Origin of the sequence: Mycobacterium sp. 236(2023) (assembly GCF_029623955.1) — a bacterium.
Lineage (GTDB): Bacteria > Actinomycetota > Actinomycetes > Mycobacteriales > Mycobacteriaceae > Mycobacterium.
This window is the reverse complement of record NZ_JARSBP010000009.1, coordinates 220,046-229,074: the sequence shown is the minus strand read 5'-3', so window position 1 is coordinate 229,074 and position 9,029 is coordinate 220,046. Positions and strand designations below refer to the sequence as shown.

The following is a 9,029-nucleotide window of genomic DNA, read 5'->3' as shown; positions in this document are numbered from 1 at the left end:
CCACCACGGGGAATCACTGAACAAGTGAATAAAGTTACGGCGGTAATAGCGGCAGGGAAACGCCCGGACCCATCCCGAACCCGGAAGCTAAGCCTACCAGCGCCGATGATACTACCCACCCGGGTGGAAAAGTAGGACACCGCCGAACACATTTTAAGACCTGTGCCCCCTGAATTCGTTCAGGGGGCACAGGCATTTGTGCAGAAAGATCACTCAATCAAATAGCGTGGGAATGGACGAAGAATTGCTTTTCTCCATTCCCAGAAGCATTCTTTTCCGGTCCAGTCCGCCGCCATATCCAGTCAAATTTCCATTCGCGCCGATAACTCGGTGGCAGGGCACGATGATGCCGATCGGATTGTGCCCGTTGGCCAGTCCGACAGCCCGCGAGGCGCTTGGCGTATCGATTTGTCTCGCTATTTCCCCATAGGATCGTGTTTCGCCGTACGGAATGGTCAACAGGGCGTGCCAGACCTTTCGCTGAAACGGCGTCCCTACCAGGTCGAGCTCCAGGTCGAAGTCCTGCCGGCCACCGTCAAAGTATTCGTCCAATTGAGCGACGGCGGCCGCGAAGGCGGTGTCGTCGCGTTGCCAGTCCCCGCGATCCGGTTCGTAGGTCTGGTCGACCATCCGAAGGTGCTGCAACCGTCCTTCCGAGCCGGCCAGCGTGAGCAATCCGACCGGACTGTCCATCGTCCGGAATTTCACGGTCATCACTTCTCCTTCGGTGGCCATTGGTTCACGGCGTGGTCTAGAGCGGTCCAAAGATGTTGTGTCGCATAGGAACGCCATGGCCGCCAGGCGTGGCTGCGTTCGCTCAGCGGCCCAGGTGCCGAGGGCAGTCCCAGCTGTTCGGCCGCCACACGCACACCAAGATCGGTGCCGGGAAACGCGTCGGGATCCCCGAGGCCACGCATCGCGATCATCTCCGCCGTCCACGGGCCGATGCCCGGGATCGCCACCAGTTGCGCCCTCGCTGCGTCCCAGTCGCATCCGGAATCCAGGACAACGCTCCCGTCGGCCAATGCGGCGATCAATGCGTTCAGCGATTTCTGGCGTGCCTTGGGGAACGCCAGATGCTGCGGATCGATCTCGCGGAGACGGTCGACGGACGGGAACACGTGTGTCAATCCGCCATCGGGATCCGCGATCGGCGTTCCGTACGCCGAGGCAAGCCGCCCCGCATGGGTGCGCGCCGCAGCAAGGGAAACCTGCTGTCCCAGCACGACGCGCAATGCCAGTTCGTGCTCGTCGACAGTTCTGGGGATCCGTTGGCCGGGCGCCTTGGCGACGAGCGCGGCGAACTCCGGATCGGAGCTGAGCGCAGCCACGATCGCCTCGGGATCGGCGTCGAGGTCGAGGAGACGCCTCGTTCGGGCGATCGCCGCGGACAGATCGCGGAAGTCGTCGACGACGAGGCGACACTGCACATGGCCGGGGAACGGGGTCAGGCTGACGACGCCGCTGCCATTCGGAAGGCGCAGGGTCCGCCGGAACGCCCCGTCGCGCACCTCCTCGACTCCAGGCACCGCGCTCGCGGCCAGATGGCCGAAGAGGCCCTCGAACGCGAACGGGGCCCGCACCGGGAGCCGCAGCGACATGACGCCCGTGCCTGCGGTTTCGTTGCGCCCGAAGCGTGTTCGCGCGCGACTCCGCAGCATCGTGGGTGTCAGGTCGCACACCATGCGCACGGTGTCGTTGAACTGCCGGATACTCGAGAAGCCTGCCGCGAACGCCACATCGCTGAACGCCATGTCGGTGGTCTCGATCAGCACTCGCGCCATCTGCGTGCGCTGGGCCCGCGCCAATGCCAACGGGGCGGCACCCACTTCGGCGTGCATCAGTCGTTCCAGCTGCCGGGCCGTGTATCCCACGCGGGCGGCAAGTCCGCCGACGCCCTCGCGGTCGACAGTTCCGTCGGCGATCAGTCGCATCGTGCGGGCGACGACATCCCCGCGCACATTCCACTCGGGAGAGCCCGGTGAGGCATCCGGCCTGCACCGCTTGCAGGCCCGAAAGCCAGCTCGTTGCGCGGCGGCCGCCGTCGGATAGAACCGCATGTTGCGGGCGTACGGTGGCCGTACCGGACAGCTCGGTCGGCAATAGATGTTCGTGGTGAGCACGGCCGTGACGAACCACCCGTCGAACCGGGAGTCCTTGGATTGGACTGCTCGGTGGCAACGGTCGAAATCGGTGTGCATGACATCGACAATTACACGTTGTCACCGACATAACTGGCGGGAAAACGACATGGTTGTGCGGCTGGTGCTCGGCCACCGGCCTTGACAGTGCTGTCACTTAGTGACACAGTAAGCTTGTCACTAAGTGACATTGGTAGGAGGTGGGTGACATCGTTCAGGCTCGTCCGGATGCGGCGCACGCGCGGCTCGCGGTGTCGCGGCACGCCTGCGATTTGTTCTGGGCGAAGGGAGTCGCGGCGACCAGCGGCGACGAAATCTCTGCGGCAGCAGGGCTTTCCACGCGCACGATCTGGCGGTACTTCAGGAGCAAGGAAAGCTGCGTCGAACCGGTGCTCGCGACGTCCGCCGACCGGTTCGTGGCGATCATGAGCCGCTGGCCGGACAACCTGTCGCTGTCGGAGCACCTGGCTGCCAACGCCGAATCCAATCCGCTGTCCGATGACGACATGGAAGACGAACGCCGGTCGATGCGGATCGCGACGCTGTCGTTGGAGGATCCGACCCTGCGCACGTCGTACCTGATGGTCCACGACTACATGGAGAAAGGCCTGCTGCCGATACTTGCCCGCCGGCTAAACCTCGACGAATCCGATCTGACCGTCAAGCTCTATGCGGCTGCGGTCACCGGAGCATTCCGGGTGATCGACGAGGTCGTCAGCGTCGAGGTCATCGTCGACAAGAAGAAATACACCCAACAGGAAGCTCTGGCCCTGATGGACCGGGCGATCACTGAAGCAACATACGGGCGCCTTGGCGGACCAGTGACCCGCTGACCGCGGGCCCAAGAACAACATCACACCTCGCGTGCCGGTCGGCTCGCCGATGCCGCATGCCCGAAGCGCCCCCGAAAGGAATGAATCGTGCCGCCACCCGAGCTCATCTCCGTCGAAGATCTGTTCAAGCCCCCGGTTCGCGCCGGTGCGACGATCTCGCCCGACGGAACCCGCATCGCCTACCTCGCGCCGTGGCGCGACCGGATGAACATCTGGGTACAGGCCGTCGACTCGTGGGATTCCGGGATCGAACCCCGTTGCGTCACTTTCGACGAGACGCGCAGCGTGCTCCACTATTCGTGGACCCACGACTCGCGCTGGCTGCTTTATCTGCAGGATGCCGGCGGTGACGAGAACTGGCACATCTTTCGCGTGAACCTCGACGACCCGGATTCGGTCCCCGTCGATCTCACACCGTTCCCGGGCGCGATGGCGGTCTACGAGCTGCCTGGCGACATGCCGGGCACGGCGATCGTCTACTCGAACAAGCGCACAGTGCAGGCGCTGGACGCCTACGAACTCGACATCGCCGCCGGTGAACTCACCCCGATCGCGCAGAACCCCGGCGATCTGAGCGGGTGGATGGTCAGCCGCGGCGGTGATCTCTTCGCGACAGCGCTCACCAGGGATGGTGACCTCGAGATCTTCGTGTGGGACAAAGTGACTCAGTCACGGCGCCGCATCGTCACCTACGACGGCGCCGACTATCCCATGGGGATGTACCCGATGGTCGTCACCCCCGACGGATCCGGGATCTGGATGGGATCCAACGAGGGCACCGACCGGACGCGCCTGGTCCGGCTCGACGTCGCCACCGGCAAGCAGCGCGCCGTCGACAGCCATCCGACCTTCGACCTCGACGCACGCAGTCAGGTGTGGCCCGGCCTGCCCGAGCCGCTCATCCAGGACAGAGCAACCGGTGAGCTCCTCGCTGTCCGTTATCTCGGTGAGCGGCAGGTGATTCAGACGATCGATCCGCAATTCGCCGACGTGCTGGCGAATCTGGAGAAATTGTCCGACGGTGACATCGGCGCGCTGTCCTCAGATCGGACGGGGCAGAAATGGTTGGTCACCTTCACCCACGACCGCGACCCCAACCTGACCTACCGTTACGACCACACCACAGGTGAGAGTCGCCTGCTGTTCCGGCCTTACCCGCACCTGGACCCGGAGAAGTTGGCCCCGATGCAGCCGGTGACGATCCCATCGCGCGACGGGCTGGACCTGCACGGCTACCTCACGCTGCCCATCGGGATCGAGGCGGAAAACCTGCCGATGGTGCTCGTCGTCCACGGTGGGCCGTGGGCGCGCGACGGGTGGATGTACGCGCCCGCCGCGCAACTGCTGGCCAACCGCGGATATGCGGTGCTGCAGGTCAACTTCCGCGGATCATCGGGCTACGGAAAGGCGTTCATGAAGGCCGCCATCGGGCAATTCGCCGGCACGATGCATGACGACCTCATCGACGGCGTCAACTGGGCCGTCGACGAGGGCTACGCCGACCCCGACAGGGTGGCCATCTTCGGCGGGTCCTACGGCGGCTATGCGACATTGGTCGGAATCACGTTCACGCCGGACGTATTCGCCGCCGCCATCGACTACGTCGGTATCTCGGACCTGTCCAACTTCATGCGCACTCTGCCCGAGATCGCACGGCCGCACCTGGCCAACAACTGGCACCTCTACGTCGGGAACCCGGACGACCCCGACGAGCTGGCCGACATGCTCGCTCGCTCCCCGATCACCAAGGTCGACCAGATCCGGACGCCGCTGCTGGTGATCCAGGGCGCCAACGACGCACGCGTGGTCCAGGCCGAATCGGACAACCTGGTCGCGGCGCTGCGCGGGCGAGGCGTCGACGTCGAGTACATGGTCAAGGAGGACGAGGGGCACGGGTTCGTCAACCCCGACAACACGATTGACATGTTTCGCACCGTTGACCGGTTCCTGGCCGAGCATCTCGGGGAGCGGCGCGGCGATGCCTGACACCACCACACCGGCACCCACGCTGCTCGAGCAGATGGGTGGCACGTCGGGCCTGATCTACGCCGCGTTGCCGAGCCTCGCGTTCGTTGCCGGTGACGCCGTTCTGGAGCTCACCGGTGCGATCGCCGTGGCACTCGCGACGGCCGTCGTGATCGCCGTCGTGCGTCTGGTCCGCAGGGAGCCGATCCAGCCCGCGCTGTCAGGTGCACTGGGCGTCGCGATCGGTGCGTACATTGCCTGGCAGACCGGCGAGGCGAAAGACTATTTCCTGCTGGGGATCTGGATGAGTCTGGCCATGGCGGTGGTCTTTCTCGCCTCGGTGCTGATGCGATGGCCGCTCGTCGGCGTCCTGTGGAACGTCATCAACGGCGCGGGGCAATCCTGGCGGCACGACAAGCCGTCGCGGCGCGCCTACGACGTCGCGACGCTCGCCTTCGCCGCCGTCTTCACCGCGCGTTTCGTCGTGCAGCGGTGGCTCTACGACGGTGACCAGACGGGCTGGCTGGCCGTCGCCAGGATCGCGATGGGATATCCGCTTCTGGCGCTGGCGCTCCTGGTGGCCTACTGGGCGGTCCGGAGGTCCAAGCGCAGGCTGACGATGCTCGCCGAACTGGCGGAGGAACAGGAAGTTCTGCATCGCAGGTAGCGCCTATACTCCAGCGCATGGCCGAACTGGTGCAGCACTATCTCGACCGCATCCGTGCAGAGCATGCGGGCATCGACGATGGCGCCATGGCCGACTACATCCCTGAGCTCGCCGAAGTCGATCCCCGCGGGTTCGCACTGTCGCTGTCGTCGGCGGACGGCTTCATCTATGAATCCGGCGACGCGGCAGTCGAATTCACCATCTAGTCGATCCCGACGGCATGGTCATCCGGAACGAACCCGAACTCGAAGCGATCCGCTTCCACACCGTCGGCGACGCCGTCGAAGCGGCCAGGGCCTGGCAGCGCGGTCCGGTCAGTCGGGATTGACCGGAGTCGCCAGCCGGGTCGGTTCCGAGTGGCCCCGCAACGTCACCGTCTCACCCAACGTCCAGTTGCGCCTTTCGGTTTCGGTCGCGTTGTCCACGGTCTGCGACGATGCGACCAGATGCCCGTCCACCTTCTTGGACAGCTCGCACAGCCGGGCGGCCTCGTTGACCGGGCCGCCGATGACGGTGTACTCGAAGCGCTCCTTGGCGCCGACGTTGCCCGCCACCACTTGCCCCGATGCCACCCCGATGCCTGCTTCGCACTCGGGGACCTCGGTCCGCAGTCGTCTCGCCATTGCGCGTGCCGCGGCCAGCGCTTCGGCTTCGGCGTTCTCCAGCGAGACCGGTGCGCCGAACACTGCGAGAACGGCGTCGCCCTCGAATTTGTTGACCAGCCCGTGGTGCTCATCGACTTCGTCGACGACGACGTCGAAGAACCGGTTGAGCAGTTCGACGACCTCGGCGGCAGGCCTGCTCGTGACGAGCTGCGTGGAACCGATGATGTCGATGAAGATGACTGCCGCGTGGCGTTCTTCGCCGCCGAGCTTGGGCCGTTCTTTCTCGGCCAGGGCGGCGACCTCCCGGCCGACGTGGCGTCCGAAAAGGTCTCGGACACGCTCGCGCTCGCGAAGGCCGTGCACCATCGAGTTGAAGCCGCGCTGCAGCTGTCCGAGTTCGGTGCCGTCGAACACGACGAGGCTTGTGTCGAGTTCGCCGCGCTCGACCTCGTTCAACGCTTTGCTCACCACCTGAACCGGAGTCGCGGTGAGCCAGGCCAGGATCCACATCAGGATGAAACCGAAGACCAGCGCGAACAGGGCCAGGATGATCACCGCGATGGTGAATTGCGTCGGCGACACGATCTGCAGTGTGAGGGTGATGATTGCCGCGAGCAGGATCCCGAGTACCGGGACCCCGGACCCGAGTGCCCACACGGTCAACGTTCGCCCCATGATGCCTGGCGCGAACCGACGCGGCGGTGGTCCGACTTCTAGTGCCTGGGCGGCGACGGGGCGCAGGGCGAACTCGGTGAACAGGTAGCAGCTTGCGGACACGACGATGCCCGGGAAGCTGATGCCAAGCAGAAATTTGGGGATGAAATCGGTGTTCTCCATGCCGTAGAGGACGGTCAGCACGACTGTGCCGCCTCCCCACAGCACCAGCAGCACGCGGGTCAACCGCCAGGGCGCGAAGAAGGTGTTGCGCTGATCCTCGCGGGTCGGTTCTCGTTCTTCGATCGCCCAGCGCACGTTCCCGATGACGCGGTTGGTCGCCCACACGACGCCGACCATGAACGCCGCGACGATGTACGCGGGTGCCACGGCGAACGTGATCCACAGGACGTCGGAGTCGAACACGCTGGGTACCGGGAACGTCACGGTGACGACGAGGATCGCGACGCCGACGCCGATCAGGTTCGCGCCGAGCGCGAATGCGGTGAGGATCAACTGGATGCGGATCCTGCGGCGCCGCTGGCTCTCCGAGACCCGTCCCAGGATCCACGATCCGTACTCGGATGTAGACGGTCCGCTTGCTGTCTGGCTCGTGACCCTTTCCAGCAGTCTGCCGAGCCGCTGGGTGCCGGTCTTCTTGTCCGTCATCGTGGCGTCAGCCTAGTGACCCGGGACCGGCCATCTATGGTGGTTCGGTGCGGCTTGTCATCGCTCAGTGCACCGTGGATTACGTCGGACGTCTCACTGCTCATCTGCCATCGGCCCGACGGTTGTTGTTGTTCAAGGCTGATGGGTCCGTGAGTGTGCATGCCGACGACCGGGCCTATAAACCGCTGAACTGGATGTCTCCGCCCTGCTGGGTCGTCGAACAGCCTGACGGTGAGACGCCGGTGTGGGTTGTGGAGAACAAGGCGGGCGAGCAGCTGCGTATCACCGTCGAGGCGATCGAGCACGACTCCAGCCACGAGCTCGGTGTGGACCCGGGTCTGGTCAAGGACGGTGTCGAAGCGCATCTTCAGGCCCTGCTAGCCGAGCACGTCGAACTTCTCGGCGCCGGCTACACGCTGGTGCGGCGCGAATACATGACGCCCATCGGCCCGGTGGACCTGCTGTGCCGCGACGAGCAGGGTCGCTCGGTGGCCGTGGAGATCAAGCGGCGCGGGGAGATCGACGGTGTCGAGCAGCTCACCCGCTACCTGGAGCTGATGAACCGCGACTCTCTGTTGGCTCCCGTCGCCGGCGTGTTCGCGGCCCAGCAGATCAAGCCCCAGGCGCGCACCCTCGCCACCGATCGTGGAATCCGTTGCCTCACACTCGATTACGACAAGATGCGAGGCATGGACAGCGACGAGTTCCGCCTCTTCTGATGGTCAAACGCCGCGCTCCGCGCAAGCTGAAGCCGGCGCGAGATCCGCTGCCGGCCCCGCGCCGCATCGAAGTCGGAACCGACGGCTACGACTACGAGGTGCGTCCCGTCGCGGCGGCGAGGGCGGTCAAGGTCTACCGGTGCCCCGGCTGTGACCACGAAATACGGCCGGGAATCGCGCACGTGGTGGTGTGGCGGGACATCGACGATCGCCGGCACTGGCACACCCCGTGCTGGGCGAACCGCGCGACGCGCGGGCCTACGAGACGCTGGTCCTAGTGAGCTGAGTCCGAAGCGGGCTCGACGAGTTCGATCAGCACACCGCCGCCATCCTTGGGGTGGATGAAGTTGATGCGTGAGTTGGAGGTGCCGCGGCGGGGCGCGTCGTAGATCAGACGCACACCCTGCTCGCGCAGACGCTCGCTCAGAGCGTCGATGTCGCTGACGCGGTAGGCGAACTGCTGGAGCCCGGGGCCCCGCTTGTCGAGGAACTTCGCGATCGTCGACTCGTCGTTGATCGGAGCCATCAACTGGATCTGGGTGCTGCCGACGGGCGCGCCTCGGACCGAGAGCATCGCCTCGCGGATGCCCTGCTCCTCGTTGATCTCCTCGTGGAGAACGATCATGCCCAGGTTGTCGTGATACCACTTGATCGCGGCGTCCAGATCGGGGACGGCGATGCCGACATGGTCGATGGCGGTCACCAGCGCGGTGGCCAGTACCGGACGGGCGTCAGTCTGCTCGGCGGTCATAAAGAAAAAGTAACCTAACAAGATC

General features: G+C 65.1%; 9 protein-coding genes, 1 rRNA gene and 1 pseudogene. 7 read left to right on the top strand and 4 right to left on the bottom strand.

The annotated features are described in order from the left end of the window. The first annotated feature begins 35 nt into the window (after nt 1-35). Nucleotides 36-148, top strand: a 5S ribosomal RNA gene (rrf, locus tag P9A17_RS29235). A gap of 65 nt (nt 149-213) precedes the next feature. Here rrf and P9A17_RS29230 read toward each other — a convergent pair. Both P9A17_RS29230 and P9A17_RS29225 read right to left on the bottom strand, forming a co-directional pair. Further along, a complete protein-coding gene (locus tag P9A17_RS29230) occupies nt 214-714 on the bottom strand; it encodes a methylated-DNA--[protein]-cysteine S-methyltransferase (RefSeq protein ID WP_278042266.1) in 501 nt (166 codons plus the stop codon). Continuing rightward, entirely contained in the window at nt 714-2,201 is a 1,488-nt protein-coding gene (locus tag P9A17_RS29225) for a DNA-3-methyladenine glycosylase 2 family protein (protein ID WP_278042265.1), read from the bottom strand. Before P9A17_RS29225 ends, P9A17_RS29230 begins: the two co-directional genes overlap by 1 nt. 140 nt (nt 2,202-2,341) lie before the next feature. On the opposite strand from P9A17_RS29225, the gene P9A17_RS29220 reads away from it, so the two are divergent. From P9A17_RS29220 to P9A17_RS29205, 4 genes and pseudogenes are all read left to right on the top strand, one after another. Continuing rightward, the gene (locus P9A17_RS29220; protein WP_278042264.1) at nt 2,342-2,974 is read left to right on the top strand and encodes a TetR/AcrR family transcriptional regulator; all 633 of its coding nucleotides are present in this window, start codon (nt 2,342-2,344) and stop codon (nt 2,972-2,974) included. 87 nt (nt 2,975-3,061) lie between these two features. After that, entirely contained in the window at nt 3,062-4,960 is a 1,899-nt protein-coding gene (locus P9A17_RS29215) for a S9 family peptidase (protein WP_278042263.1), read from the top strand. After that, nucleotides 4,953-5,606 carry a DUF3159 domain-containing protein gene (locus P9A17_RS29210; RefSeq protein WP_278042262.1) on the top strand — a complete coding sequence of 218 codons (654 nt, stop codon included), beginning with the start codon at nt 4,953-4,955 and terminating at the stop codon, nt 5,604-5,606. Before P9A17_RS29215 ends, P9A17_RS29210 begins: the two co-directional genes overlap by 8 nt. A gap of 17 nt (nt 5,607-5,623) precedes the next feature. Next, nucleotides 5,624-5,809: pseudogene (locus tag P9A17_RS29205) on the top strand (glutaminase); the annotation flags it as partial. A 111-nt stretch (nt 5,810-5,920) separates the two neighbouring features. On the opposite strand, the gene P9A17_RS29200 reads toward P9A17_RS29205, so the two are convergent. Continuing rightward, nucleotides 5,921-7,534: an adenylate/guanylate cyclase domain-containing protein gene (locus tag P9A17_RS29200; RefSeq protein ID WP_278042261.1), complete on the bottom strand. Its 1,614-nt coding sequence runs from the start codon at nt 7,532-7,534 to the stop codon at nt 5,921-5,923. A 47-nt stretch (nt 7,535-7,581) separates the two neighbouring features. Here P9A17_RS29200 and nucS point away from each other — a divergent pair, with 47 nt between their 5' ends. Together nucS and P9A17_RS29190 are read left to right on the top strand one after the other, a co-directional pair. Further along, on the top strand, nt 7,582-8,253 hold the full coding sequence (nucS, locus tag P9A17_RS29195) for an endonuclease NucS (RefSeq protein ID WP_278042260.1): 672 nt from the start codon (nt 7,582-7,584) through the stop codon (nt 8,251-8,253). After that, nucleotides 8,253-8,531 carry a hypothetical protein gene (locus tag P9A17_RS29190; RefSeq protein ID WP_278042259.1) on the top strand — a complete coding sequence of 93 codons (279 nt, stop codon included), beginning with the start codon at nt 8,253-8,255 and terminating at the stop codon, nt 8,529-8,531. Before nucS ends, P9A17_RS29190 begins: the two co-directional genes overlap by 1 nt. On the opposite strand, the gene mce is transcribed toward P9A17_RS29190, so the two are convergent. Then, on the bottom strand, nt 8,528-9,004 hold the full coding sequence (gene mce / locus P9A17_RS29185) for a methylmalonyl-CoA epimerase (protein WP_278042258.1): 477 nt from the start codon (nt 9,002-9,004) through the stop codon (nt 8,528-8,530). The genes P9A17_RS29190 and mce overlap by 4 nt on opposite strands. Nucleotides 9,005-9,029 lie beyond the last annotated feature (25 nt).

Bases quoted from the DNA above. Each gene is read 5' to 3' on its own strand.
- P9A17_RS29230 (WP_278042266.1), bottom strand. From the start codon at position 714: ATGACCGTGAAATTCCGGACGATGGACAGTCCGGTCGGATTGCTCACG.
- P9A17_RS29200 (WP_278042261.1), bottom strand. From the start codon at position 7,534: ATGACGGACAAGAAGACCGGCACCCAGCGGCTCGGCAGACTGCTGGAA.
- P9A17_RS29190 (WP_278042259.1), top strand. From the start codon at position 8,253: ATGGTCAAACGCCGCGCTCCGCGCAAGCTGAAGCCGGCGCGAGATCCG.
- mce (WP_278042258.1), bottom strand. From the start codon at position 9,004: ATGACCGCCGAGCAGACTGACGCCCGTCCGGTACTGGCCACCGCGCTG.
- P9A17_RS29225 (WP_278042265.1), bottom strand. From the start codon at position 2,201: ATGCACACCGATTTCGACCGTTGCCACCGAGCAGTCCAATCCAAGGAC.
- P9A17_RS29210 (WP_278042262.1), top strand. From the start codon at position 4,953: ATGCCTGACACCACCACACCGGCACCCACGCTGCTCGAGCAGATGGGT.